At 47.8% G+C, this 26,874-nt stretch carries 19 protein-coding genes; 14 read left to right on the top strand and 5 right to left on the bottom strand.

Annotated elements, in window-relative coordinates:
- Positions 1-100: 100 nt before the first annotated feature.
- Entirely contained in the window at positions 101-1,006 is a 906-nt protein-coding gene (locus tag RJ32_RS03635; protein WP_034819120.1) for a diguanylate cyclase domain-containing protein, read from the bottom strand.
- A gap of 202 nt (positions 1,007-1,208) precedes the next feature.
- Here RJ32_RS03635 and RJ32_RS03630 point away from each other — a divergent pair, with 202 nt between their 5' ends.
- From RJ32_RS03630 to RJ32_RS03615, 4 genes are all read left to right on the top strand, one after another.
- A complete protein-coding gene (locus RJ32_RS03630) occupies positions 1,209-3,749 on the top strand; it encodes a TonB-dependent receptor (RefSeq protein WP_235598910.1) in 2,541 nt (846 codons plus the stop codon).
- Positions 3,750-3,778: 29 nt separating this feature from the next.
- The gene (locus RJ32_RS03625; protein WP_034819116.1) at positions 3,779-5,587 is read left to right on the top strand and encodes a phytase; all 1,809 of its coding nucleotides are present in this window, start codon (positions 3,779-3,781) and stop codon (positions 5,585-5,587) included.
- A 155-nt stretch (positions 5,588-5,742) separates the two neighbouring features.
- Entirely contained in the window at positions 5,743-7,089 is a 1,347-nt protein-coding gene (locus RJ32_RS03620; protein WP_034819114.1) for a nicotinate phosphoribosyltransferase, read from the top strand.
- A 25-nt stretch (positions 7,090-7,114) separates the two neighbouring features.
- Positions 7,115-7,672: a nicotinamidase gene (locus RJ32_RS03615; RefSeq protein WP_034819112.1), complete on the top strand. Its 558-nt coding sequence runs from the start codon at positions 7,115-7,117 to the stop codon at positions 7,670-7,672.
- Positions 7,673-7,676: 4 nt separating this feature from the next.
- Here RJ32_RS03615 and RJ32_RS03610 read toward each other — a convergent pair whose 3' ends face one another.
- Positions 7,677-8,309 (bottom strand): class I SAM-dependent methyltransferase, encoded by a 633-nt coding sequence (locus tag RJ32_RS03610; RefSeq protein ID WP_034819110.1) that lies wholly within the window; start codon positions 8,307-8,309, stop codon positions 7,677-7,679.
- A gap of 41 nt (positions 8,310-8,350) precedes the next feature.
- On the opposite strand from RJ32_RS03610, the gene RJ32_RS03605 reads away from it, so the two are divergent.
- Both RJ32_RS03605 and katG read left to right on the top strand, forming a co-directional pair.
- Positions 8,351-9,619, top strand: coding sequence for a DUF418 domain-containing protein (locus RJ32_RS03605; RefSeq protein WP_082815435.1), 1,269 nt, complete (start codon positions 8,351-8,353; stop codon positions 9,617-9,619).
- Positions 9,620-9,772: 153 nt separating this feature from the next.
- Positions 9,773-11,953 carry a catalase/peroxidase HPI gene (gene katG, locus RJ32_RS03600; protein ID WP_034819106.1) on the top strand — a complete coding sequence of 727 codons (2,181 nt, stop codon included), beginning with the start codon at positions 9,773-9,775 and terminating at the stop codon, positions 11,951-11,953.
- A 92-nt stretch (positions 11,954-12,045) separates the two neighbouring features.
- Here katG and RJ32_RS03595 read toward each other — a convergent pair whose 3' ends face one another.
- The gene (locus tag RJ32_RS03595; protein ID WP_051018721.1) at positions 12,046-14,337 is read right to left on the bottom strand and encodes a TonB-dependent receptor; all 2,292 of its coding nucleotides are present in this window, start codon (positions 14,335-14,337) and stop codon (positions 12,046-12,048) included.
- 198 nt (positions 14,338-14,535) lie between these two features.
- On the opposite strand from RJ32_RS03595, the gene RJ32_RS03590 reads away from it, so the two are divergent.
- Together RJ32_RS03590 and RJ32_RS03585 are read left to right on the top strand one after the other, a co-directional pair.
- Positions 14,536-15,210 (top strand): SDR family oxidoreductase, encoded by a 675-nt coding sequence (locus tag RJ32_RS03590; RefSeq protein WP_034819103.1) that lies wholly within the window; start codon positions 14,536-14,538, stop codon positions 15,208-15,210.
- Between the two features lie 114 nt (positions 15,211-15,324).
- Positions 15,325-17,226, top strand: a complete 1,902-nt coding sequence (locus RJ32_RS03585; RefSeq protein ID WP_034819101.1) for a cytochrome c/FTR1 family iron permease — start codon at positions 15,325-15,327, stop codon at positions 17,224-17,226.
- Between the two features lie 114 nt (positions 17,227-17,340).
- On the opposite strand, the gene RJ32_RS03580 is transcribed toward RJ32_RS03585, so the two are convergent.
- Positions 17,341-19,458, bottom strand: a complete 2,118-nt coding sequence (locus tag RJ32_RS03580; protein WP_034819100.1) for a TonB-dependent hemoglobin/transferrin/lactoferrin family receptor — start codon at positions 19,456-19,458, stop codon at positions 17,341-17,343.
- A gap of 139 nt (positions 19,459-19,597) precedes the next feature.
- Here RJ32_RS03580 and RJ32_RS03575 point away from each other — a divergent pair, with 139 nt between their 5' ends.
- From RJ32_RS03575 to RJ32_RS03550, 6 genes are all read left to right on the top strand, one after another.
- The gene (locus tag RJ32_RS03575; protein ID WP_034819099.1) at positions 19,598-20,464 is read left to right on the top strand and encodes a hemin ABC transporter substrate-binding protein; all 867 of its coding nucleotides are present in this window, start codon (positions 19,598-19,600) and stop codon (positions 20,462-20,464) included.
- A gap of 4 nt (positions 20,465-20,468) precedes the next feature.
- Positions 20,469-21,485, top strand: a complete 1,017-nt coding sequence (locus RJ32_RS03570; protein WP_034819098.1) for an iron ABC transporter permease — start codon at positions 20,469-20,471, stop codon at positions 21,483-21,485.
- Positions 21,478-22,254 carry a heme ABC transporter ATP-binding protein gene (locus RJ32_RS03565; protein ID WP_034819097.1) on the top strand — a complete coding sequence of 259 codons (777 nt, stop codon included), beginning with the start codon at positions 21,478-21,480 and terminating at the stop codon, positions 22,252-22,254. The genes RJ32_RS03570 and RJ32_RS03565 overlap by 8 nt, the downstream gene beginning before the upstream one ends.
- Before the next feature lie 13 nt (positions 22,255-22,267).
- Complete coding sequence (locus RJ32_RS03560) at positions 22,268-23,002, top strand: HugZ family protein (protein WP_034819096.1); 735 nt, start codon at positions 22,268-22,270, stop codon at positions 23,000-23,002.
- Positions 23,003-23,081: 79 nt separating this feature from the next.
- Positions 23,082-24,146, top strand: coding sequence for a lysylphosphatidylglycerol synthase transmembrane domain-containing protein (locus RJ32_RS03555; RefSeq protein WP_034819095.1), 1,065 nt, complete (start codon positions 23,082-23,084; stop codon positions 24,144-24,146).
- The gene (locus RJ32_RS03550; RefSeq protein WP_011233383.1) at positions 24,143-26,362 is read left to right on the top strand and encodes a glycosyltransferase; all 2,220 of its coding nucleotides are present in this window, start codon (positions 24,143-24,145) and stop codon (positions 26,360-26,362) included. Before RJ32_RS03555 ends, RJ32_RS03550 begins: the two co-directional genes overlap by 4 nt.
- A gap of 14 nt (positions 26,363-26,376) precedes the next feature.
- On the opposite strand, the gene RJ32_RS03545 is transcribed toward RJ32_RS03550, so the two are convergent.
- Entirely contained in the window at positions 26,377-26,832 is a 456-nt protein-coding gene (locus RJ32_RS03545) for a DUF3429 domain-containing protein (RefSeq protein ID WP_034819094.1), read from the bottom strand.
- Positions 26,833-26,874: the final 42 nt, after the last annotated feature.

Here is a 26,874-nt window from a genome sequence, read left to right as displayed (position 1 = left end):
GGAGGTGCCCCTGAAAAGCTCCGAAGAGGAAATGCCGCGCCTCTCGGCAAGCGGCAGCAGCGCCCGTATAAAGGGTTTACCAAGCAAACGGCGTTGGTCGTTAGTTGGCCAGGGGCGCATAGTGAGTCATCTCCTCAACTTGCGTGTGTAATGCGGTAATTGCATCAACAGCCGAGAGTTCTTCAACGCGGTGAGTATGCACTTCCACACTCATGTAATTGGGTAACTCAAGTTCGGAGTTTAGATTCTGAGCTATAACCTTCATTAACCTGTCCGCCTGAGACAAGCGAGTTTGTGGAAGCAGTATTAAAAAATGGTCACTGTGTTCCCGACACAGACAGTCCTGAGGCCTTAGCAGTAACACCATTAACTCGCTGGCCTGATGCAGGAGTTCGTCTCCGGCTTTTGTACCCATTTTATGATTATACTGGGCGAAGTTTTTGAAATTAACGCTAACCAATACAGTCGACTCTGCATCAATACTGTTTTGTAACGCTATTTCCCGTTCAACCAGCTTGATAAAATAAGGGGTGGTGTATAGCGAGGTTAAAGGGTCGACCCACTGGTGAGACCGAAGGTTCTTTTCGCGTACCATAAGTTGTCGCGACAGCATTTTGTTTTCACGCCGCCATTCAGCTGCGGCAAAACTAATGATAATAAGCCCCACCGGAAGCGGAAAGGACTCCAGCCAGCTTAATAACCGCAGGGCATCGGGATAGCGAAAAAATTCATCTAGTACGTCCAGCGTCATGGAAAAAATAAGTAATAGACCACCGCTGTAAAAGAGGTTGGTTACATTACCCCGAGGCCGGTCAGTAACCATAAATATGACAATTAAAATGGTCAGGAACAGGGTCGAGCCCTCACCAAGAATGTCCAGCGGATCAACGATTTCATAGGGTTTAACGACACCCAGTTGACTGCTAAGCAGCAAACAAAGCAGAACCACTACGGCAATGAGCAGAACTCGCCAGTTGCTGATATAGCGTAAATTAATCAATTGCATTGAAGTCTCCGCATATCTCGGCATTAGAACAAAGACACTTTAACCTCCGGTTGTGACAGTTTGGTGACGCCGGTTTCGCTTTCTGAGCTTAACTGACCCGCATCAAAAGAGCTCATAAGCGGGCGATATGCATCCTCATATTGTCACTTTTTGCTTTTAAGGTATGTCGCATCAATCAAAAAACGACAGGGTTTGAATGATTATGAAAAAGACATATTTAGCTTGGCTTATTGCCGTTTCATGTGGTGCTACATCCCCACTTATGGCTCAGGAAGCGCAGGACCAGAGCGCAGATAAAACAGCCGAAGAAAAGCGAATTGAAGAGGTGCTTACTATTGGCTACAGCGACTCAATAAAACGTGCAGTGCAAGAGCAGCGAGAGTCCGGCGGTATTATCAATGTTCTGAAAAAAGATGATATGGGTAAGCTGCAGGACGACAGCGTTAGTGACGCGTTGCAGCGAATTCCGGGTCTATCTGTAGAGCGCGACCAGGGTGAAGGACGCTTTATTCGCATTCGTGGTTTAGCCCCCGATTTAAACTCGGTTTCATACAATGGCACCTCGCTGGCCGCTCCTGAAGCCGGACGCCGAGCCGTGGCGCTAGATGTTATTCCGGCGGATTTGCTGGAATCGGTTGTGGTTAATAAAACCCTGACGCCTGATATCTCAGCAGGCAGTCTGGGCGGTAATATTGAACTGCAAAGCATGACGGCCTTTGACCGTGAGGGCTCGTTCTACTCTTTTACTGCTGATGTTGGTTATAACGAGCAGGCCAGCGAAACGAACCCAAAAGTTTCGGGTGTTGTCAGCAACACCTTTGATGTCGGCGATAAAGCGGACAGTTTTGGTATCGCCTTTGCCGGTAGTTATCAGGATCGCTCATTTACTACCGACAACGTTGAAACCGGCGGAAACTGGGACTTGGATGAACCGGGCCTGGAAGAGTTTGAGCAACGCGCCTACTCCGTTACCCGCGAGCGAACCGGCTTGGCCTTAAACCTGGACTATCGTCCTTCCGATGATTCTGAATTCTACCTGCGCTCGCTGTACAGTGAGTTTGCGGATACCGAAATTCGTCAGGGTATTGTGACTGAGTTTGCTGATCCAATTGGCGCAGAAGCTAGTGCTGGCGGCGAAATTGTTCGTGAGCTTAAAGACCGTAAAGAAACTCAGGAAATTACAGCGATTGTGCTGGGCACTAAACAGAAATTTGATGACTGGCATGTCACTTTGGAGGCAGGTACCAGTAAAGCCAGCGAAGATCAGCCTTTTGCTATTGGTGGAGCCAAGTTTACGCAGGAATTTGACGAAGGCCTGGGCTACTCAGGTCTGAAACGCTTGCAACTGAACGCGCCAGATACTGCATATCAGGCGTCAGAATATGAAATTGATGAAGTGGAAGTGAGTGACGCCTACACCGAAGAGACTGAAAAGAACGTTAAGCTGGATGTGGCTTATGACTGGTTACAACCCAGCTATCAGGTTACTTTTAAAGGCGGTGTTAAGTTAAGCCAACGCGAAAAGTCCGCAGAAGAAAACATCTTTATTATGGAAGACTTTGCTGACTTGGGTGTTACCGGATTAACGCTTGCTGACTACGAAACGTCGTCAAATGTTGAGTATGGCCTGGACAGATTTGGCCCCGGCGCTTCCGCCGGCAAACTTTGGGACATGATTAATACCTTCGAGTTACAAAACTTCCGGGATGAAGTTGAATCGAGTATCGCCTCTTACGAAATTGATGAAGACATCAGTGCCGGTTACCTGATGGCCGACATGGGCTTTGGTAAATGGCAGGTTATTGCTGGCGCGCGCTATGAACATGAAGAGCGCGAAGGGCGCGGTAACCGTTATGACGACGAACTGGAAACCTTTACACCAGTTTCGGATAAATTCAGCGATGCAAACTGGCTTCCTAGTGTGGTGACGCGCTACGACTTAAGTAATGACACTATTATTCGTGCGGCCTACAGCACCGGTCTTGTCAGACCTAACTTTGAACAGGTTAGATCCAGCTATTACCTGGAAAATGACGATGGCGACCTGAAAGCTGAATTCGGTAACCCGGATCTTGAACCATTAACCACGCAGAACCTCGATTTTGGTATTGAGCATTACGATGAAACCTTGGGTGTTATTTCCGCCATGGCCTTTTACAAAGACATTAAAAACTTTGTCTATGAAGCCGATGTTGCCGGTCGCCCGGGTTACGAAAACTTCGATGAAGCCGTCACTTATATCAACGGTGATGACGCTTACGTCTACGGTTTAGAAGTCAACTTTGTGCATCAGGTGTCTGGTTTTAATAACTGGCTGGATAACTTCTTAATCAATACCAACCTGACTTTCACTGACTCGGAAGCAACGGTTGACTGGATTGACGATGGTCAGCTTGTGTCACGCGACATTACGCTGCCGAGCCAGTCTGATACGACTGCAAACTTTGCGCTTGGCTACGAAGTTTATGATGTCAGCTTACGTTTGGCAGCGAACTATAAGTCAAAGTATCTGGCTGAGCTTGGTGACGTTGAAGACAGCCGTTACGACATTTACGAAGACGACAATCTGACTCTGGACTTTTCCGCGAAATGGCTCATTAACGACCATGTCAGCCTGAGCTTTGCGGCCAACAACATTACCGATGAACCCTACTATGTTTACACCGGCCAGAAGCGATACAACGCACAGTACGAAAGCTATGGCCGCAGCTTCACTCTGGGTGTGCAGCTAATTAACTGGTAACACGGAATAACGGTATTTAAAGGATAACCATGAGAAATAAAATGATTTTAAGCGCGGTAGCATCAAGTTTGATGCTACTTGCCGCTTGCGGTACGTCAGCGACAGAGACCAATGTTCGTCATAAAGTCGCACTGAATAATGACTACCTGAAAGTCACTGCTGACGGACTCAGTCTGGGTGATAAACGCGTTGCCGAAGGCGATTTTTTCCACCTGCGAACTCTGCCGTTAAGTAATGGTGAAACCCTGATTGGCGCAATGGAAGGCAACACTCAGGAGCTTGTTCTCTGGCGTGCCAGCGGCAAAGCTATACAGCCGGTGTGGAAGGGCGAAATTACCAGCCGCGTGGTAGAGGATATCTGCTTTTACGAGAGCTACGAAAACCAGCAGCTGTCTGTATTCCTGCTTGGCGGCCGTGGCGGTGCAGAACAGCGATTGTTAAAGCAGGACGAAAAGTGGCTAAAAGAGCCGCTGGTTATCCGTAATATGAACGTACCTTTTGACAGCACGGCTTGTGTTGTATCGAATGCGGAACAAAAGCTGTATGTTGCCGAAGCGGATCAGGCTGTGTGGGCGTATAACGCAGAGCCGGAAGTTGATCAGGGGCGCGACTTAATTGCGGCAGCCAAACCTTTTGGTGTTATTGAAGGCGAAGTGAAAGCGCTGGAGTTGCTTGATGACGGCAGTTTGCTGGTGCTTGAAGAAGAACCGCCGCGGTTGCTGGTGTATCGTCAGAATGAGCAGGGTTTTAAGTTTGATAAAGCCTTTGCAATTGACGACGCTGAAGCTTTAACCGATGTGTCTGATTTAGGAAATGGCGAGCTATTGTTGACAGAAGAAGACATGACCGCAACGAGCAAGCTGACAATTGATACTCTGGAGTCAAAACAGCGTTCGGTTAAAAAGCCGGTGTCTCAGGTTGAGGCAACACTGCAGACTGAACCCTCACCGTTACGCGGAGATGCAATTGATGATCCTGCTGTTTGGGTACATCCGGAAGCCCCTGAGAAAAGCCGCATTATGGCTACGGACAAGCGCACGGGTCTCTATGTTTATGACATGTCCGGTAACATTGTTCAGGAATTCCCAGTGGGCCGCCTGAATAATGTCGATGTTCGGGGCTCCTGGGCAGTCGCTTCTTTGCGTGACAACAACAGCCTGCAATTGTTTGATATTAGCGCAGACGGAGAGCTTTCGGTTGGTGCCAATGCGCTTACCGATATTGACGAAATTTACGGTCTTTGCATGGGCTACAATGAGTCGACAGAACAGACCTCCGTTTATGTAAACGGCAAATCCGGCGTTATTCAGCAGTTTGTTATAAGCAACGACGGCAAGATGGAAAAAGTTAGAGAGTTAAGCGTTCCTTCTCAGCCTGAAGGTTGTGTTGTCGATGATAAAACGCAACGTTTATTCGTTGGTGAAGAGGACGTTGCAGTATGGTTATTTGATGCTGCAGCGGATGGTTCAACCTCCGGTGAAGCCATTATTAATGTTGACCAACATGAAGAGCTGGTTGACGACATTGAAGGCGTGACTTTCGCCCGGGTCAATGGCAGAGACTTATTGTTTGTGTCCAGTCAGGGCAACGACAGTTACATTGTGTTTGAAGGGCAGGCGCCCTGGTCGTTGCTTTCGCATTTTCGTATTCGCACCAATACCGAGTTAGCTATTGATGGCGCATCAGAAACCGATGGCATTGACGTAACAACTCGGTCTCTGGGTAAAGGGTTTGAGCAAGGCGCGTTTATGGTTCAGGACGGACGTAACCGCATGCCGGAAGCGGGTCAGAACCTTAAACTGGTGCCGTTAGAGAATATTCTTAAAACCATTAAGTAAGTAGTTACTTCTTACACACTTACTGACAAAGCCGTCCGGTAGTTAACGCTGCCGGGCGGCTTTTGTTCTTACGGCCTGAAGTTGCAGCTTTCTGGCTACATAAAAGCGAGTGCATTGTCTAGACTTAGTGCAAAGACACCAAATAGAGGAAAGCTATGACAGGTACTGAGCGACAAGATCTTGGACTGTTCACAGATTTGTATCAGCTCACAATGCTCGATGCGTATTTGCAGGAAGGCATGCAAGACGACGCCGTTTTTACGTTGTTCGTCCGGCGGCTTCCGAATGAGCGGAAATTTCTGTTGGCTGCGGGGTTAGATCCCTTGCTTGAAACCATTGAAAACCTGTCGTTCAGCGATGACGATTTGCGCTACCTAAAAGAGCAAAACTTCTCTCAACAGCTTATCGATTATCTTCGTGATTTTGAGTTTACCGGGCAGGTCAGAGCGCTTCCTGAAGGTACGGTATTCTTTGAAAATGAACCCATTGTCGAGATTAAAGCGCCGCTGCCACAGGCACAGCTTATTGAAACTCTGGTGATGAATCAGATACACCTGCAAACCTTATTGGCCTCAAAGGGGGCGCGAGTTGCCCATGCGGCAGAAAAGCGGCCGGTTCTGGATTTTGGTGCACGCAGGGTGCATGGCATTGATGCGGGCAAAAAAGGCAGCCGGGCACTGTATTTAAGCGGTATTGCTGCCACTTCAAATATGCTGGCTGCGCGAACTTACGGTTTACCTGTAGCTGGCACTATGGCGCACAGCTATATTCAGGCTCACGATTCGGAATATCAGGCGTTAAAGAATTTTACCCAGGTTTTTCCGGAAACCGTCCTACTGGTAGACACCATCGATACCTTAAAAGGTGTAGAAAAAGTCATTCAGTTGGCCAATGAGCTGGGCGATGACTTTAAAGTAAAAGGCATTCGACTGGACTCCGGTAACTTGGGTGAGCTTGCTGTTAAAGCCAGAAAGCTGCTGGACGAACATAACCTTAACCATTTAGAGATTATTGCCAGCGGCGGACTGGACGAATATAAAATTGCTCAGCTAATAGCTGAAAAAGCACCTATCGATGGTTTCGGTGTGGGCACCGGCATGGGTGTTTCTGATGACGCAGCGGCACTTGATATGGCCTACAAACTGGTTGAATACGCGGGTAAGGGGCGTTTGAAGCTTTCCAGTGGTAAGCCTGTTTTGCCGGGCGAAAAGCAAGTTTTTCGCGAGTCTGGGGACAGCTTCCGTCGCGACACTATTGCTCGTGCAGAAGAGCAGTTACCCGGCGAACCATTGCTGAAAAAAGTGATGCAAAGCGGCAAAAGGTTGCCTTCTCACCAGCGCGACATTGAAGAAATTAGACAGTACGCGCAGCAACAGTTAAGTAAATTACCCGAGTACGTCTCCTCGATAAGCAGCAAGGAGAAGTCTTATCCGGTCGAGATAAGCGATAAACTAGCGAGCTACCAGAAAGAAATAACCGAACACCTTAAACAAGAGGGTTAGCCCAGGTTTTCAGCGGAGGATATTCATGAAAGCGACTTTTGAACAAAACGATGCACTGATCATTGTGGATGTACAAAACGATTTTTGTCCGGGCGGCAAGCTGGCGCTGGATGAAGGCGACGAGGTTGTGCCCGTTATTAATGCACTGAGCGCTCAGGCTCAGGAGGCCGGCATTCCGGTCTTTGTTTCAAGAGACTGGCATCCGCGCCATCATGTGAGTTTTGACGAGCGCGGCGGGCCATGGCCCGAGCATTGTGTACAGGATACCAAGGGCGCTGAGTTTCATCCTGATCTTATCTTGCCCGAGAACGCCCGTTTAGTTTCTAAAGGGACTCGCTTCGATATTGATCAATATTCTGCGTTCGATAAAACGGGGCTGGTCTCGGAACTTGTTCACCTTAATATCAAACGCGTATGGGTTGTCGGCCTGGCGCTGGAAGTGTGTGTAAAAGCCACGGCACTCGACGCCACAAAAAATGACTATGAAACTTTTTTAGTGGAAGAGGGCACCCGCTTTATCGATAGAGCTGACGCTGAGAAAGCGCGGCAAGAATTAAAAGACGCCGGTGTTGTTATTAAATAGAGGTTTACTTCTTAAACAAAATGACTCGGTCGCTAACTACTTCAATGCGTAACTGGAAGCGTTGTGCTATCCACTGCATGGTTTTTGGTGTGTAAAAGCTGATATGGGTGGGGTCACCTTTGTAGCTCCACAGGTTAAAGTCGTCAGCCGTTTCTTTTGTGAACATGCAGGTCATTACGCCCAGCCAGCCGCCGGGTTTGATCAAGCCAATTAACTGCGCCCAACCCAGATCGGGCTCACGAAAATGTTCTGCTACTTCGGTGCAGGTGACAAAGTCATACTGACGACTCAATTGGCCAGTATCCGGCGCGTAATAGATGTCATAAACAGACATCTTCAACCCCTTTTCTTCAAGCATTAAATTCAATGTTGGACCGGGGCCGGAACCAAAATCAAGACCTTCCATACCCGGAGACAGTTTATCCAGTAAGGGGTTTGCCAGATGGTTTAAAAACTTACGGTAGCCAATATCGTTTGGGCCATTCTCATGATAGTCGTAAATGGATTTTTCTTCGTCCTGAGGCAGGTGATATTCAGGGTCTGCGAAAATAAGGTCGCACTCCGTGCAGCGAAAATACGGACGTTTTTTATCTGCGCAAAAAGGCTTGGATATTGAGGAACATAGAGTACATTGCATGGGGGTATGCTACCTCAGGGATTTAGAGTAAGCTAGTTTTGATGACGGTAACCGACCAGAGAAATATGACAGCGTGTTCTATAAATTCTAGTCAGCGGATTGAATTACTCGACATTCTCAGAGGCTTCTCTTTGCTGGGGATCTTGTTGATGAACATGGCGTTTTTTCAAAGCCCTCTAACAACGACTTCATTAGGCGTTGAAGGTAACGAAAGTGGTATTGATTACGCTATAGCCTGGAGCCTTTTTGTTTTTGCCGAAGGTAAATTCTACACTATGTTCTCCTTATTATTTGGTATTGGTTTTGTCATTTTTTATGACAGAGCGGCGCAGAAAAGTAGTTTACCGAAGCGGCTGTTTTTCCGGCGTATTATAGTGCTTGGCCTTATTGGTGTAGCTCATGCTGTTTTTATCTGGGCGGGGGATATTTTATTCATCTATGCCATAGCCGGACTGTTTTTATTGTTTTTTGTCAGAACCTCTGCGAGTAGGCTGTGGAAGTGGGGGATATTTTTTATCAGTTTGCCCGTTGCGCTTTTATGGTTATCTGCAGTTTCAATTAACTCTTCGAGTCAATCGTCAGAAGAAATACAACAATACCAGATAGATGCTAACGAAATGCAAAGCTCTTTATCTGAGGTAGCAAGTTTTGCCAACGAGGCATACGGCACTGGCGTTTATGAAAAAGTAACTGAAGCACGCATTGAGGAGTTTGCTTTAATTTTTAGCAGTGAGATTGTCTTCACAATTTCGACCTTTCTGGGACTATTCCTTCTGGGCGCAGCTCTTAGTCGGAGTGGGGTTTTCGCAAGCCCCGAGCCCCAAACTAAAGTTTATAAGAAGTTCCTCATTTGGGGAGGGATACCTGGAATTTCCGCTGCGCTTTACGCAAGTGCTTTACCGGCTACTGAAATGATTCTGCCGACAGTTAATGCGGCTTTGCTTTATTCTCTAATGCAAATTTCGTCCTTAGGGTTGTGTTTAGCTTATATGGCTTTCATCGCTTTAATGCTTTGTCGTAGTAAAAATCAGAATAGTATTTTGAAGAATTTGGCTCCGACTGGCCGTATGGCGTTAACAAATTATTTGCTGCAATCCTTGTGTTTCACCACCTTATTCTATGGCTACGGATTTGGCTTATATGGCGAGCTGGGGAGGCTTGAAATGATATTACTGGCTCTCGCTTTTTGGCTCTGTCAGTTAAAATTAAGCCAGTGGTGGCTGCAGTACTTTAATCATGGGCCTTTTGAGTGGCTATGGCGTTTGGCTACCTATGGTCGTTGGCAAGCATTCAAAAAAGTGACAAGTTGAATGTTAACGGCATTCCGATCTTTCCCGCCATTTCTCCTGTATCTATAAAACCTATCAAAGCAAACGAAATCTTACCTTTGAGTAAATAGCCGGGCGTTGCTATAACTTACATAACGAATATTCAAATTGAGCACAGAAAATAAGGAAGGCTAAATGACTAAATCAAGTGGTGGCGGTAAATGCCCTATCATGCACGGCAGCATGACCTCTGAGAAAAAGACGAACACCCATTGGTGGCCAAACTCGCTGAAGTTAGAAATTCTGCGTCAGCACGACACCAAAGCGAATCCGCTGGATGAAGATTTTAATTACGCGGAAGAGTTCAAAAAAATTGACTTAGAAGAGTTAAAGCAAGACCTGAAAAACTTTATGACCGACAGCCAGGAGTGGTGGCCGGCAGACTGGGGTCACTATGGTGGCTTAATGATTCGTATGGCCTGGCACTCGGCCGGTTCTTATCGTTTAGCCGATGGTCGCGGTGGCGGCGGTACAGGTAACCAACGCTTCGCGCCGTTAAACAGCTGGCCGGATAACGTAAGCTTAGACAAAGCACGTCGCTTATTGTGGCCAATTAAGAAAAAGTACGGCAACAAATTGTCCTGGGCCGATCTATTCATTCTGGCTGGTAATATGGCTTATGAATCCATGGGTCTTAAAACCTTTGGTTTTGCCGGCGGCCGTGAGGATATCTGGCACCCTGAAGAAGACACTTACTGGGGCAGCGAGAAGGAATGGCTGGCGGAAACTAAAAACCGTTACAGTTCAGATGAAGAGCGTGATTCACTGGAGAACCCACTGGCTGCAGTACAAATGGGCTTAATTTACGTGAACCCGGAAGGCGTTGACGGCAACCCTGACCCGCTTCGCACCGCAAAAGACGTACGCGAAACCTTTAAACGCATGGCAATGAACGATGAAGAAACCTGTGCGTTAACTGCGGGCGGTCATACTGTGGGTAAGTGTCACGGTAATGGTAAAGAAGAAAACTTAGGCCCAGAGCCGGAAGCTGCAGATGTTGAAGAGCAGGGCATGGGCTGGCGCAACAGTGGTGGCAAAGGCGTTGGTCGTGACACCATGAGCAGTGGTATTGAAGGTGCCTGGACGACAAACCCGACCCAATGGGATAACGGTTACTTCTACCTGCTGTTTAATTACGAGTGGGAGCTGAAGAAAAGCCCGGCTGGTGCGTGGCAGTGGGAGCCTATCGACATTAAAGAGGAAGATAAACCGGTCGATGTGGAAGATCCGTCCATTCGTCATAACCCCATTATGACTGACGCTGATATGGCGATGAAAATGGATCCGGACTATCGCAAAATTGCGGAGAAGTTCTACAAAGACCCAGAGTACTTTGCTGACGTATTCGCCCGCGCCTGGTTTAAACTGACGCACCGCGATTTAGGTCCAAAAGACCGCTACTTAGGTGCCGATGTGCCGGAAGAAGACCTGATTTGGCAGGACCCAATTCCGAAAGTGGACTACACCTTAAGCGAACAAGAAATTGCTGATTTAAAAGAGAAGTTATTAAACACAGAGTTAACGTCTTACGAGCTGATTTCTACCGCATGGGACAGCGCACGTAACTTCCGTTGCTCAGATTTCCGTGGCGGCGCCAATGGTGCTCGTATTCGTTTAGCGCCGCAAAAAGACTGGCACGGTAACGAGCCGGAAAAACTGCACAAAGTCCTTCGTGTACTGGAAGAGCTGCAGTCGACGCTGGACAAGAAAGTGAGTTTAGCGGACCTGATTGTTTTAGGTGGTACGGCAGCGGTTGAGAAAGCCGCAAAAGATGCCGGTTATAACGTAACGGTTCCATTTGCGCCGGGCCGTGGTGATGCAACCGACGAACAGACCGATGTGGAGAGCTTTGAGCCTTTAGAGCCATTGCATGACGGTTACCGTAACTATCTGAAAAAAGATTACGCGGTACCGGCCGAAGAACTGATGCTGGATCGCACCCATTTGATGGGATTAACGGCGCCAGAAATGACGGTTCTTGTCGGTGGTATGCGCGCTTTAGGCGCTAACTACGGTGAGTCTGAGCACGGTGTATTCACTGACCGTGTCGGTACGTTAACCAACGACTTTTTCGTTAATCTGACCGACATGAACAATGTCTGGAAGAAAGCGGATGACCACTACGAAGTTCGTGACCGCAAAACTGACGAACTGAAGTGGACAGCAAGCCGCATTGACTTAGTCTTCGGTTCAAACTCTATACTGCGCTCGTATTCAGAGCTGTACGCTCAGGACGACAATCAGGAGAAGTTTGTTAAAGACTTTGTGAAAGCCTGGACTAAGGTAATGAACGCAGACCGCTTTGATTTAGCTTAATGCAGAGTTAGCTGGTTAATCAGAAGGGGCGCTTACTATTAAGCGCCCCTTTTTTATAGCGGATTCAGTTTACTGGGCATGCTTTTAGGCTATTAAAACTCAGCCTCGAAACCAACACCAACCACTCTTGGTGCGCCGAATATTGCGTACGGGAGATCCGGGCGAGTGTATTCGATGTAGCCTTTGTCGAAAATGTTGTTCGCAAAAATATAGGCCGACCAGTCGAACTTGTCATAACTGATCTTGGCGTTAACTAAGGTGCGTGATGACACTCTGTTATCTGTAGCGCGGGTTGCCATGTTCATGGAGTCGCGATAGTTAGCGTTTACATTCACCGTCCAGTCGCGGGCAGGGTATAAATTTACGCCTAAAGCGGCCGTATGTTTGGGGGCATAGATAAATTCTGTTCCTGAAAAGTTTCGGACCTGAGCCCCGGCAATGGCTTCAAACTGATCGTACTGGGTTCTGGAGTAAGAATACGACCCGTACCAATCCAGGTATGAATTGACGTATTGGCGCGCTTCAAGCTCAACCCCGTACAAGTGCGCCTTGCCAGCATTCACTGTATGGTTATCAAAACTGTTAAGGCCGAATTCAGCGCTGACTTGTTTATCTTCCCAGTCAATATAATAAAGGTTGCTGCTGACAAAAAGCTTGTTGTCTAACAGCTGACTGCGCCAGGATAGCTCGTAGTTGGTGGTGAATTCCGGGTCGTAAGCGAAGACTTCGGCACGCGCTATATTGTACGAGCTACCACCGGAACGGTAGGCTCGCTGTACCGTTAAAGCCAGCGAATCGTTGTTATCGTAGTCCCAGCGCACCGCCAGCTTCGGCAAAAAGGCATTAAAGTCGCGGGTACTTTTGGGAACACTGTTACCTGCGCGGTCAACTAGGTTCAGTACTTCCTGATTGATGCCGCTGATAATGCCATGAGATGCGGTGCCGGGCTCGCCGTAATTTGTTGGATCGGGTAAGGTTCCGGCAAATTCAGCTTCAGTTAAAGACTCGTAAGTATAACGCTCGGTGTCGTAACGAAAACCAGCAATAAGTGCTACCTCGTCGGCTAAAGCATACTCAACGTCGGCAAATAAAGCCTGGTTGGTTGAACGGTCGGCAACATCATTACCGTAATCAACAGGAATAGACGGCAGCGCCTGTGAATAACTGTTAGCAAACTGAGTGGCGGTAGCCTCGTCTAATCCCATATTTTGTAATGCGCTGACAATAGTTGCTACTGGTGTTGCGACACCGCCCAGTTGGTTATCAACGCTGTCTTTCTGACGATCAGACCAGTACCATCCGAGCAGCCCATGAAAATCGGGGTAGTCAAAGTGTAACCGTAATTCCTGAGAACGATTTTGATAGTCGTGATCCATTCTGCCGTACTGATTATCTTCTGCTATTAAATCAATATCGTATAAGCGCTGGGAGTCCGAATCGGATTGGGACGTGACGGACGATAACGCCCAGTTTTCGTTCAATTGATAACTTAAGTCCAATGACAAAATGTCCGTCGTGATATCAGTCACATTTTCCCGGTTGGAGGTGTTTTCGCGGTTATCAAAATAGTCTTCGATATCGGTGCGGCTATACGTGAAGCGATACGGGTCTTCACGGTCGTCGCGCATAAGTGTTAGTTTTGCGGTAAAGTCTTTCAGTGCTTTGGGCTTCCAAAGCAGCTTGAACCGGCTGGCCATGGAGTCGACAGAGTCTTCCATATCGTTACGCGTGGTGTTTTTGATAAAACCATCAAAATCACGCTTTTCTACTGCAACCCGAAAAGCCAGTTCGTCGGCGATCAATGGACCACCACCGGCAAAAGCTAAGCGTCTGTCGTTTGGATCTGACCAAATAGCTCTGGTTTTCCAGCTCCAGTCCATGGTCGGATCCTGTGTGCTGATAATAATCGCGCCGGCTAATGAGTTTTCACCCTGCACCGTTGACTGCGAGCCCCGGAGAATTTCAACCTGAGAAACGTCCCATAAATCCGATGGACCGGCGTCGTTAATTTCGCTGGGAAGGGCGACTCCATCGACATAGACAGTGGATAAGGGGTTAGCTGAATTGCTTTCGTCACTAATGCCCCGAATGGTAAAGCCTGAACCGCCGTACATCTTGGATACGTTAGCGGTGTTGTCTATGATATTGCCAAGGTCGAGCAAGTTTTCCTGATCAATTTTTTGTGCCGTTGTTACGGCGACACTACTGGTGGTTTCTGACAGTGAGCGCTCGCGTTTTTCACCCTGAACTTTAATAATTTCCAGCCCGTCTTTTTGCGACTGAACCATAGCGTCTTCTGCTGAAACAAGGGGAGGGGTAAAAGCAGCTCCAACAAAAATGAATGCACATAAGCCTGTTATTATTCTTTCATTTTTTCCGGTCACTTTTTTGTTCTCCTTGGTTTCGCTTGTGAGTCAGCTTTAATAAGAACGTTACTTTAATGTAAATGCGAATCAGTATCAATATCATGTTTATTTTTTCTTCGAAAGGGTATAAAGCGCAGTGCGTTATTATCCGTTGTTGATCGCTAAGCGAAATGAAAGAGTACAATAGAATTAGAAACACGAACTTAAGGAGGAAGTATGTCCAAAGTATTATTGATAACAGGTGCCTCAAGCGGCATTGGTGAAGCTACAGCCCGAAAAGCGGCGAAAGAGGGATTAAAGCTGATATTAACGGCGCGCCGGAAAGAAAAACTGGATGCGCTGGTTAAGGAATTTGGTGCGGATAATGCCATTGGCGTAGCTGCCGACGCCGGAAATTATGACCAGTTAGCCGAGGCTGTAAAGCAGGGCGTAGATAAGTTTGGTCAGCTGGATGCGGTATTCGCTAACGCCGGAACCGGGGTTTCGACCGCTGGAACAGAAGAGGGCGACCCGGACGAGTGGAAGTCTATGGTGGATGTGAATATCAATGGTCTTCTGTACACGGCTAAATTGACTTTGCCGCATTTACGTAAAACCACCGGTCACTTTTTAATGACAGGCTCTGCCGCCGGGCGAATTACGCTAAAAGGTTCGGTTTATGGTGCGACTAAGTGGTTCGTTCATGGCTTTGCCCAGAACCTGGCCGAAGAAATGAAAGAGTGGAACGGCCGCTGCACAACCATAGCACCGGGTATGGTCAATACGCCGTTCTTCGACGAACCTAAGCCGGACAAACTGGCTCCTGAAGATGTTGCCGATGCGGTATTGTATTCAATCAATGCGAATCCGCGTAATTGTGTGCGCGAAGTGTTCTTAATGCCGGCGTATTGATTTAGCTCAGATTAAGAGACTTTAAAGACAAACAACAATAGTTATCATTTAATACTTCTCAAGGTTCCTGTATAATTTTAAGCCTGATTATGACATGAGCCTTGAGGAGTACTCGTGTTTTCCCGATTCTTTTTCCCTATTGCCTTAATAGGCACATTACTTTTCTCCGGTCAGGCTTTGGCCAGTTCTTCAGCGGATACTCAAAGTTCTGACATGCGTCAGTTATTGCAGCTGGCGGAATACGTTGGCGTAGATTATTCCGAAGCGGTAGCCAATGGTGAAGTCATTAATCCCGATGAATACAGCGAAATGACTGAGTTCGCCGGCCTTATTGGTGAAAAGACTGAACAGGCGCCGCAGGCGGTGCAAGCTGAAATGCGTCAGTTGGTGAACAAGCTCAAGCAGCTGATTCATGATAAAGCTGACCCGGAAGCGGTGGTTACGCTAACCAGTGAGCTAAGAGACACATTGCTGTCGGCTTTGCCAAAGCTAAGCCTCCCGTCAAAGCTGGCAAGCGAAAAGCACGTTGAGCAGTTATTTCAACAAAACTGCTCAGCCTGTCATGGCGCTGCCGGTCAGGGTGATGGCCCTGGTGCTACCGGGCTGGAGCCTGCCCCCACTAATTTTACCGACCGTGAACGCGCCAATAACCGCTCATTACTTGGGTTGTTTGACGCTGTTTCCGATGGCATCGACGGCACGGCAATGGCGTCTTTTAGCCATTTAAGTGAAGAAGAGCGGTGGGCGTTGACCTTTTACGTGGGCAGTCTGGCGTTTAATAACAGTGCCGACTCTGAGCAGAAGGTGGCGCTGAGCGAGTTGATTAATTACAGCCCGAATACCTTATTGCAGCGCGGCATTTCGTCTAACGCTATTGATTACTCGCGCACTCACGCCCGCGATTACTTTTCTGAAAGCTCAGTAAACAGTCCTATCGCAATTGCCCGCACAACTCTTGGTCAGGCTTTAAAGGCTTACCAACAGGACAATTATAGCGAAGCTAAGCGGTTGGCTATTTCGGCGTATCTCGATGGTTTCGAGTTAGCTGAAAACTCCCTTAATGCCAAAGCTCCGGAGCTAATGCGAACCATAGAACGTGACATGATGGCGTTGCGTGGGGTTATCAGTAAACCCGGCAAGCTGCAGCAGGTAGAGCAAATGACAGCGCAGTTGCAACAGGAACTGGACGTTGCGGCGAACACGCTGTCGGAAGATCAGCTTTCAGAGTCTGCATTGTTTGCGGCAAGCGCCGTTATTCTGTTACGAGAAGGGCTTGAAGCCTTACTCATTGTGCTGGCAATTGGCACAGTACTGGCGCGTTCCGGACGCAAAGACGGCCTGCGTTATGTGCACGCGGGATGGATCACGGCGCTGATTGCGGGTGTCGGCACCTGGCTGGTGGCGGAATACTTTATCAGCATTAGTGGTGCCAGCCGCGAGATTATTGAAGGTGGGGCGGCCTTACTAGCCGCCATCATACTGTTCTATGTGGGTTACTGGATGCACAGCAAAACCCAGTCGCAGCAGTGGCAACGCTTTATTCAGGAAAAAGTGCAGACTCAGCTAAAGCAGGGCGCTTTATGGGGTCTTGCCGGTCTTGCCTTTTTAGCCGTGTATCGAGAAGTGTTTGAAACTGTATTGTTCTATCAGTCTTTACTGTTGCAGGCGCAGGACAATGGCAGCAGTGTCGCCTACGGTTTTGTCTTTGGCCTGGTGGTTCTGGCGCTAGTGGCCTGGGCTGTCATTAAATACTCAGTCAAACTGCCAATGAATACGTTTTTCAAGTTCACAACGTACATCATTCTGGCTCTGGTCTTTATTTTGCTGGGCAAGGGCATTAGCGCCCTGCAGGAAGCTGCCTGGTTTAGTCATACGGCGTTTCCAGTGGATTTAACCTTCGACTGGCTGGGTATTTACGCTAGCTGGGAGACCTTAAGTGCGCAATTGGTGTATTTGATTCTTGTGATGGCTTTATTTAAACGACAGGTTTCATCAAAATTGAATAAAGTCGTCTAAAAACTGTCATATTTAATCTTTAACATGCACCACAACTTAACATTGTTTGGTTATACTCCCTGGTTAAGTTTTTATGCCCCCAATATTTGGGGGCTTTTTTTTGTCTGTTTTAGACTAAAAAGTGTATTTCACCTGTACCCCAAACGAACGTCCGGGCTGACTGTACTGTTCCGTAGAGGCTTCGCTCTGAAGGCCTGCCACGCTCTGGTAGGGCACATAATACTTATCTGTTAAGTTACGCGCCGCGAGGTTAACTTGCCAGTTTGTCAGTGTGATACCTGCCAGCAGATCAAAGGTGGCGTAGCCCGGTGTTTGAATAGAGTCATCGGTTGGAACGCGACTCATGCTGTCTACTGCGGTAACAACACCGCGTACATACCAGTCATTGCCGTGGTAACCCACTGAAGCATTGCCGGAAAGTGGTGACAGAGTGGTCAGATAATCGTCTGTTGTTTCATCCTTGCCGGTTGTGTAGGTCACTGACGAAGCTAATTGAATGTTGTCATTCAGCCAGTGAGTCACTGAGGCTTCAACGCCTTTTATCGTCACTTCGTCCTTATTAACATACTGATACTCGACGCGATCCACGCCCGGAATATAGGTGGGACTGGTTCCGACGACCTGAGTATCGATAAAGTCGTCAAACTTGCTGTAAAAAGCTGACAGATTCCAGCTAGTGTTGTTGTCCGCAAATTTCAGACCGGTTTCCAGCGAACGGCTGCTCTCAGGATCTAAGTCGGGATTAGGCAATATGGCATAAAAAGGTTCGATACCATGGTTCTGGTAGGCCTGATCATGAGGTGGAATTTTAAAGCCTTCGGCGTATTGAACGTATCCGCGAATATCATTTGAGAAAGTGTATATAGCCGCCAGTTTAGGTGACATAGCCGTTTCACGTATATCACTTAATAGCGACATGTCGTAGAGTGAATTGTCTTGAGGCGTCATGCGGTAATGGTCGATACGGACACCGGCAATGAATTTAAGCGGCATATTTTTCAGCTGGATATTGTCCTGCAGGAAGAGCCCGGTTAACCAGGTTTCTGCACCAGGAAAAGCTTTTTGCGGTTCGTTGTCCTGCAGTAAGGTGCCGTCTGCAGCGATGCGGGTTTTAAAGCGTGGTCGTTCCGTGTCGTAGTAGTCAACATCGAACCCAAATACCAGGTCTTGTTCCACTTGGTTGCCGGACAACAGGGTTTCGCCCTGCCAGCGAGCACCAATAATACGTTGTTCAAAGCCGTAATCGTTATTGTCGATATAAGGACCGCTTTGATCTGCGCCTTGCACTATCTGGTCACTGTTTTGCTCGTAGTGACTCAAATACAACTGCCAGTGCTGAGTATCGGTCAGCCAGTTGCTGTTATTATTGAGATAGTCGATGGAAAAGGCGGTTTGTTTATCTTTATCTTCGGTTTGCTCCGGCGGCTCCTGCAACTGCTCATTGTTTTGCTGGTAGTGGTCCAGAGTAAACTTAAGTTCATTGTTATTCTCAAGCGCGATAGCCCATTTCGCCAGCACACCGACACTGTCGTAATCAAACTCCGGCAACGACTGTTCATAGTTCTGGGTTTCGTTTCCTTTGCGGGCGGTGAGCTGAATGGATGCCTGTGACCCAGAAAACTGTTTTGCCGCCTGCACACCTAAACTGCGTTCGTCTGCAATGCTATCGAAACCCGCCTGCAGGGAAAGTGCGTTTGAATCACCCTGTAGCATATCGTCAGGGTCTGGCGTTGTCAGAACAATAACCCCACCCAATCCGTCTGAGCCGTAAAGTGGCGATGCTGCGGCCTTAGCGACTTCAACCTGACTCAATTGTGAGACGTCCAGGTAACCCCGGCCGACCAGATACCCTCCACCGCCGGCATAGGCATCGTTTAAGCGTCGGCCGTCTTTAATGTAGACCACCCGGTTACCGCCAATACCACGTATTGACAGGGTTTGTGCCTGACCCTGGCTGCCGGTTGAACTGATGCTGGGGTCATAACGAAAAATATCCGACAGACTGTTACTAACCTGAATATCGATTTCCTCGGCTGTCACCACACTGACTGCACCGGCAACATCCTCCAGTTTTTCTTTACTGCGGGAGCCGGTTACTACCAGTATTTCATCGGTTTCCAGCGTGGGTTTTGCCAAGTCAGCTGCGTAAACAGTGGTTTGTAAGGTAGCGAAAATGGCTGTCGCCAATAAGCTTTTTGCAAAGCTGTGAGTTGTCTTATGTCCTTTATTCACTTTTCATCTCCAATCCTGATTAACATGTCGTATGAAAAAATCAATAAGATCTAAACGAAAATGATTTGCATTTGCAAGTGAAAGTTACTATTTTTGATTTAGGACAAAAAAGAAAATCTAATTCAGGAGTTTGATTGTGATGACAGGACGACAGTTTCTGGTTCATGCCGGAGCCGCTTTTCTATTGTTGTTTTCGTGGTTCGGCCAGGCTGAAGATACGCTGGATACAGACGTTAACCAATTAATAACCGCAGGCGGAACTTTAACCGACATCGTGTTTGCGCTGAATAAAGACGACAACCTGATTGGCGTAGATACTTCCAGTACCTCGCCTGCGGCTGTCAACAGGCTACCGAAAGTAGGGTACTACCGTAACTTATCGGCTGAGGGCGTTCTGAGCTTTGAGCCTGAGCATTTGTGGGTTCTGGAAGGTGGCGGTAGCGATAAAGTGTTGCAGCAAATTGAGCGAGCCGGTGTCTCTGTGGTTGTATTTGATAAGCCAACGTCGCTTCAGGAGCTTTACGAGTTAATTGACAACATGGCGGATCGCTTCGGCGCGCAAGTTGAAGGAAAGCAGGTGATTGCCGGTATTAAGTCGGATTTGAAGACGACTAGTTCGCGTAAAGAGCCTTTGAAGGCTCTGTTCATTCTGCAGGCGTCAGAGCGAGGCGTGGTGGCAGCCGGGACGGATACAGTACCGGATTTGCTTTTCAGTTACTCCGATATTAACAACGTGTTTTCTCACAACGGATTCAAGACCGTTTCTACTGAATATTTACTGGCAGAACAGCCTGACTTTTTAGTTGCTCCTGAGCACGTGGTTAAAAGCCATGGCAGTAAAGAAGCGTTTTGTCAGGCGCAGGCACTTAAGCTACTGGAAGCCGGAAAAAACTGCCGGGTTTTGGTTATGGATTCGTTGCTGGCGCTGGGTATGACAACCCGCATTGCAGAGGCGCAACGAGTGGTTGCTGAGTTTGCCAATGAATTAGCGGCGGGCCGGGAGTAAGACTATGCCGCTTGAACGTCGCTATTGGTTACTCGTCGGTGTTATGGGTATTGCTGTCAGCAGCGTTCTGTTGCTTTCCAGCGGACCGGTGATGTCGGACTGGCGGTTGCCCTTTATCTGGTTACCGGGAGTCTTGTCTGAAGCTACTGATATCCAAAAGACGGTATTAATCGATATTCGGTTACCCCGGTTGGTTTTAGGACTAATGGTGGGCGCGGTGTTGGCGCAGAGTGGTACTGCAATGCAAACCTTGTGTCGTAATCCGCTGGCTGATCCCGGGCTCATTGGTATTTCGGGGGGAGCGGCTGTATTCGCACTGGCAGTTATTGCCTTAGGTCCCGAGTTCGGGTTACAGGGACAGCTTTGGGTTTCCGGCGCGGCTTTTATCGGCGCTCTGCTGACCACCTTTGTGGTTTACCATTTGGCTGGTGGGCGTTCCGGAGTTCATGTTGCCACCTTACTGCTGGCAGGTGTTGCCATCAATGCGCTGGCCGGTTCCATTCTCGGGTTGCTCAGCTACTACGCTAACGATGACGCCCTGAGGCTTATGAGTTTCTGGCAGATGGGCTCTCTGGCCGGAGCCGACTGGCAACAGTTACCACTTGGCTTTTTGTTTATGGGCGTTAGCTGCGTTGCACTCTTTATTCACCGCCGGGCAATTAACACTCTGCTTTTAGGTGAACGACAAGCGCGTTACCTGGGCGTTAATGTCGGCACTCTGAAGCGTCGGATAATTTTTTTCGTTGCATTTGGTGTAGGCGGAGCTGTTGCCTTAACCGGCATGATTGGCTTTATCGGACTGATTATTCCCCACATTGCACGAATGCTGGTTGGCGCTAATGTGCGCTGGTTAATGCCGGTATCCATGTTGTTTGGCGCAGCCATTTTAGTGCTTACCGACTGGTTGGCAAAAACTCTGGTTGCTCCGGCGGAATTACCTATTGGCATTATTACAGCGGCTATCGGCGCGCCATTTTTTATTTATTTGCTTATGAAGCAACGACGGAGGTTTTATGCTTGATATCGATGTGTCGAATCTATCTATTGGTCGGCAGCAAGTGTTAACGTCACTGAACCTAAGTTTAGAAGCCCACCAATTTGTTGCCATTGTCGGCGAAAACGGTGCGGGTAAGTCCACCTTTTTAAATATGTTAGCAGGGGAGCTTCCTTATAACGGTTCTATTTACTTAAATGGAAGAGAACTGAACTCGTGGGATGCTTTGAAACTGGCGCCGATAAGAGCGGTTATGGAGCAGCACCAGGCCGCGCCTGAAGGGTTATCGGTTAAGGAACTGGTGGCCATGGGACGATACTGGTCACAGGAGTCTGATGCCGATGCGGAGCAACGCGCAACCCAATGGTTAAGCCGCTTTGATTTAGCCCCAATGGGTGAGCGTGGCATTGAAACCTTGTCTGGTGGTGAACAACAGCGGGCTCATTTAGCCCGGTGTTTATGCCAGTTAGATAAAGATTTGCCTGGCGAACAATTGTTGCTTTTGGATGAGCCGACCTCCGCACTGGATGTGTATCATCAACATGCGGTGTTGCATGAAATTAAGTCGTTCAGCCAAAAAGGCAACCTGGTTCTGTCGGTTATGCACGATTTAAATCTGGCTTCTTTGTATGCCGATCAAGTCATTGTTTTAGGCAATAACTGTATTCAGCATGTTGACAGCCCCGAGAGTGTTTTTCGGGAAGACATTCTGGAAAGAACCTATCGTACACCGGTGCACGTCAGCTCGCACCCGAGCTTTTTAAAGCCAATGATTTTCACCGAGCCAAGACATTAAGGAGTATTTTATAATGAATGAACGAATAAAAGCGGCGCGAGAAGCGCGAGTACTAGCGCAAAATAACGATACCGCTGTTCTGTCCACTATCTCAAAGAAGTTACTGGGATATCCGTTCGGTTCGGTATCACCGTTTATGCTTTCTGCAGAAGGTCAGGTCATATTTTATGTGTCTGATATTGCCCAGCATGCCCGTAATTTATCAGTAGATAACCGTTTAAGTATTACCGTGTTCGATGCGGCTGAAAGCGGTGACCAGAATACTCACGGGCGACTGACGTTAACGGGAAATGCTCGGTTTTTAGTGGATGAGTCTTTAGGGGAGTTGTACTTTCAGCGTTTCCCCGACGCTTTAAGTTATCGCAATGCTCATGACTTTAAATTTTGGCAAATGGACGTTGAGCATATTCGGTACATTGGTGGCTTCGGCAAAATTTTCTGGATAAACCCTGCTGAATGGCTGCTGCTTGAACCCCAATGGAATTCGGCAGACGCATTGCAGATGATCCAGCATATGAATGATGACCATGCTGACGCTTGTGGCCTTATTTTGCGCCACCAGAAAGTGGAGTTCAGGAACTATGCAGGTAGCGTCAAAATGAGCAGTATTTATCCGGACGGGTTCCATCTAATTGCCGATGAACGCAGTATTTTCATTCCTTTTGAGACGGACTGCGCGACAGCCGGTGAGATCAGAAAGCAACTAGTGAAAATGACTCATGACGCACGGCAGTCGGCGGCTGCGTAATGTAAGGTTTTTGACATCCCTTCCCAGCAACTCCATAATCCTTAATCTTTAGGCTTTGTGGGGAGTAAACGGCAGCAAGATGGCAGCTTCAGCGGAAGAAGAAAAACAATACAAAGCCTCGTGGAAACGCTTAACGCTATTTAGTGTGTTATTTGTTTTACTCACGGCTGCCGGATTTTACGCCATTTATGACCACTTTTCCGGCCGCAGTCTTACCTTCGATTTTCGTTTGTTTGCCCCTGAAGTTTTAAGTGCCGCAGTCTTGCTGTTACTGGTTTACTTCGCCGCCGACGGTTTGCGGCTTTACTACACTTTGCGCGCTCTGGGTTACCGTATTCCTAAAAAAGCCATGGCTAAACTGGTCTTTATTAATATCTTTTTCTCCAATATTACCCCTATGGCCACCGGTGGCGGTTTCGCGCAGGTTTGGTTCTTACACGAGCACGGCGTGCCTATTGGGCGGGCGACCGCTGCCACTACTATTCGTACGGTGTTGGCTATTTTCTTTATTTTTTCGCTGACGCCGGTGTTCTTGCTGGTGCTGGAGCCACTGCAGAACAAAGCTATTATTGGTGAAATTGGTACGGCTCTTGCCGTTTTCATTGTGCTTTATCTGCTCTTCTTCGCGGTGGTTTTGTTGCGGGCACATTGGTTAATTGGGCCGCTAAGCTATTTATGTAAAGCGGTGCATAAGCTGCAACTGATTAGTCCTGAGCGTCATCTGCGCTGGCAATACAAAACTCGCCGCGAAATGCTGCGTTTCTCCCGGAGTTTTTCGGAGTATTGTCGCGGCTCTAAGGTGGCTATTGCGCTGTCGGTATTGTCCACCGTCATTTTTCTGCTCAGCTTATTCAGTTTTCCCGCGCTGCTAATGTGGGGTTTAGGATACGACGTTGATTACCTCGTCAGCCTGGGACTGCTGGTGGTTACCACCTTTATCATGTATTTCGCGCCAACGCCCGGTGCTTCGGGAATTTCCGAAGGTGTGTTTGGTAGCTTTTTTAATGACATTTTAGCCAATAATCATTTACTGTTAGTCACCTTTAGCTGGCGCTTCTTAACCATTTATCTTGGTATGTTATTGGGACTCTTTATTTTACAGCGCTACTTAGTTCAGTCGGCTAAAGTGCAGGGCATACAATGAATAAAACCAAGTTACTGAAAGTCCTGTTTTACCTCAACATTGCGGTTGTGGTTGGGCTTATTGGCTATAAAATTTATTTGAACCTGGTGACTTCTGAATTTGAGGCGGAGCATACCGAACAGCTCTCAGACATTAGTGCCCGGCTGGAAGGACAGGACAGTTACAGCTTTGCTGTAGTGGGTAATATCAATAATTCGGTTGGTATTTTCGAGCGTCGCATTATTCCTATGTTGAACGACACCGACATTGATTTTTTAGTGTCTGCGGGGAATGCTGTGAGCAGTGGAGGAGAAGACAAATACCGGGCAATAAAAGGTACTCTGTCGCGGCTGGATATGCCGTATTTACTGACCTTCGGTAACAATGAGTATGAAGAGTTTGGCAGCTTCCGCTTTTATGACCATTACGGTCCGCATTTTTTCAGTTTTACTGCCGATGACAGCCGCTTTATTTTCTTAGACAGCACGGGAAAAACGCCATGGCAATGGCAGCTTCGCTGGTTAACCGATATTCTTAAAGCCGACGATTCAAAGCATCGCTTTGTTTTTATTGGTCACCCACCTTTAGAGCCTGAAGAAGAGTTTTTTTTAGCCCAGGAGGACGATTTCCTGCAACCCATGGAGTTCCGTCATGCGTTACTGCAGACAATAAGCAACTTCGGTGTTGATCGCGTCTTTTCATCCAATATCTCTATTTACTCAGAGCGTGAGCACAACGGTATTCCCTATATCACTACCGGTGGTGCGGGTGGTCTGGTACTGAATCAGGATGAAAGCTTTTATCATTATGTGAAAGTAACAGTGAATGCCGATGGCTCGGTTGAGCACTCTGTTGAAGAGCTGGAGATTGGTCAGCACCCCATTCTGAAACAGCTGGAAAGCCTGTGGTTCTTTATTCATTCGTTATTTTACGTGGGCTACCTGAATTTTATTCTGCTGGTGAGTCTGTTCCTGGTTATCAGTACCAAATTGTACAACGCGGTATTCGTCGGTAAAGATTACTACCCCGACTACGATATTGACCCGCAGCCCTGGTTCAAAAAGCCGTTGCGCGTGGCCATGTTCACGAATAACTATCTGCCTTTTATCGGTGGTGTGCCAATTTCTATCGAGCGCCTGCGTCTGGGATTAGTTAAGCTCAAAGATAAGGTATTGGTTGTTGCGCCGCGCTATCAGCAAAGTAGTGAAAAAGAAGAGCATGTGGTGCGTATGCCGTCGCTGTTTTCTTTTGGTGAAAAGAGTGAGTTTCAGTTTGCCAATATTTTCTCCGGTGCCGTGCGTAAAAAGGTTAAAGCCTTTAAACCGGATATTATTCACGTTCACCATCCGTTCTGGATAGGTTCGCTTGGGGTCTTTATTGCGCGCCGCCTGAAAGTGCCGGTGGTTTATACTTATCACACGCGGCTAGAACATTATGCGCACTTTGTGTTTTTACCCGGTTCGTTGTTCCGCAATATTATTGCGCACTTTTTGGTGCGTCGCTTTGCCAACAAATGCGACGGCGTAATTGTGCCGACACAGTCGACCGAAGAATACCTGCGCATGATAGGGGTTAAGAAGCCTACCTTTGTACAGCCAACAGGTATTGAGTTTGAGCGTTTCCAGCAAGTTGACGACAAGCAAATAGAGGAGCTGCGCCAGCAACAAAAGCTAGGGGATGAAACGGTATTTGTTAGTGTGTCCCGGTTGTCGAATGAGAAAAATATCGACTTTATGATAGAGGCGGTGGCGCAACTGAAAGATCAAACCGATAAGCCGTTCCGCTTGCTGATTGTGGGCGACGGTCATCAACGCCACCGGTTACAGGAACGCATCGATAACATGAAACTCCAGCAGTACATTACTCTGGTAGGCTCAGTTCCGCCTGAGCAAATGGCCGCCTGGTATCAGCTAGGAGACGCTTTCCTATTTGCCTCGCAGTCAGAAACTCAGGGCATGGTCATTCTGGAAGCTATGGCTGCGGGCTTACCCGTGGTTGCGGTGCGCTCCAGTGGTATCGACGATGTTGTTGAAGACGGGCATAACGGTTTTAAGACACCGGCTAAGCAGGCTTTATGGTGTGAGCGGGTGAAACAGTTACTGGATGACGAGGCGTTACGCCAGAGCCTGGCAGAAAATGCTCTGGCTTTTGCCCGTGATTATTCGGTGGAAAAATTCAGTGATGACGTACGCCATATTTACGCGGAAACTCTGGCTCGGTATCACGAGAAAAAATAGCGCTGCAGCTAGCGCTACAAAATGTGGTTACCAAAGACCAGTAATTGGCAGACGATGACAATGGTCGTTAATAATACGCGTATACGGTAGTAGCCCATATAGGCTGTCATAGCCGAACTGCGTGCCAGCTTTTGTTCAAAGTACAGAACCAAGGCAAAGCCCACCATCTGCATACCTAATGACCAGGCTGGTGCGTTAATTAAAATTGTGAACCAGGCCGCTAAAGCGAAAACATTGCTTAATAACAGTAAACCTGTGGTTTTTTCGCTTTCCGCGCGGTGCAGTGCCCGGCCCCATAGAGTACCGCCCAGGAAACTGAGAATAATAGCGCCGTAAGTAATTAAAAACTCTAAAGGTGAAATTCCCCACCAGGTTCCGGTATGCATTAAAGCCGCAAGCGACGATGCCAGAAAGGGAATAAGCCCTAAAAAGCCCAGAGTATAAATTAGCCAGTTTTTACCTTTGTTCATAAAAAATGAGTCCACCAGAAGTCAGTTATTATTATTTTACGG

This window comes from Idiomarina sp. 28-8 (assembly GCF_000320945.2).
GTDB classification, from domain to species: domain Bacteria; phylum Pseudomonadota; class Gammaproteobacteria; order Enterobacterales; family Alteromonadaceae; genus Idiomarina; species Idiomarina loihiensis.
This window is presented reverse-complemented; position numbering and strand designations above follow the sequence as displayed.

Bases quoted from the DNA above. Each gene is read 5' to 3' on its own strand.
- RJ32_RS03635 (WP_034819120.1), bottom strand. From the start codon at position 1,006: ATGCAATTGATTAATTTACGCTATATCAGCAACTGGCGAGTTCTGCTC.
- RJ32_RS03630 (WP_235598910.1), top strand. From the start codon at position 1,209: ATGAAAAAGACATATTTAGCTTGGCTTATTGCCGTTTCATGTGGTGCT.
- RJ32_RS03625 (WP_034819116.1), top strand. From the start codon at position 3,779: ATGAGAAATAAAATGATTTTAAGCGCGGTAGCATCAAGTTTGATGCTA.
- RJ32_RS03620 (WP_034819114.1), top strand. From the start codon at position 5,743: ATGACAGGTACTGAGCGACAAGATCTTGGACTGTTCACAGATTTGTAT.
- RJ32_RS03615 (WP_034819112.1), top strand. From the start codon at position 7,115: ATGAAAGCGACTTTTGAACAAAACGATGCACTGATCATTGTGGATGTA.
- RJ32_RS03610 (WP_034819110.1), bottom strand. From the start codon at position 8,309: ATGCAATGTACTCTATGTTCCTCAATATCCAAGCCTTTTTGCGCAGAT.
- RJ32_RS03605 (WP_082815435.1), top strand. From the start codon at position 8,351: ATGACGGTAACCGACCAGAGAAATATGACAGCGTGTTCTATAAATTCT.
- katG (WP_034819106.1), top strand. From the start codon at position 9,773: ATGACTAAATCAAGTGGTGGCGGTAAATGCCCTATCATGCACGGCAGC.
- RJ32_RS03590 (WP_034819103.1), top strand. From the start codon at position 14,536: ATGTCCAAAGTATTATTGATAACAGGTGCCTCAAGCGGCATTGGTGAA.
- RJ32_RS03575 (WP_034819099.1), top strand. From the start codon at position 19,598: ATGACAGGACGACAGTTTCTGGTTCATGCCGGAGCCGCTTTTCTATTG.
- RJ32_RS03570 (WP_034819098.1), top strand. From the start codon at position 20,469: ATGCCGCTTGAACGTCGCTATTGGTTACTCGTCGGTGTTATGGGTATT.
- RJ32_RS03565 (WP_034819097.1), top strand. From the start codon at position 21,478: ATGCTTGATATCGATGTGTCGAATCTATCTATTGGTCGGCAGCAAGTG.
- RJ32_RS03560 (WP_034819096.1), top strand. From the start codon at position 22,268: ATGAATGAACGAATAAAAGCGGCGCGAGAAGCGCGAGTACTAGCGCAA.
- RJ32_RS03555 (WP_034819095.1), top strand. From the start codon at position 23,082: ATGGCAGCTTCAGCGGAAGAAGAAAAACAATACAAAGCCTCGTGGAAA.
- RJ32_RS03550 (WP_011233383.1), top strand. From the start codon at position 24,143: ATGAATAAAACCAAGTTACTGAAAGTCCTGTTTTACCTCAACATTGCG.
- RJ32_RS03545 (WP_034819094.1), bottom strand. From the start codon at position 26,832: ATGAACAAAGGTAAAAACTGGCTAATTTATACTCTGGGCTTTTTAGGG.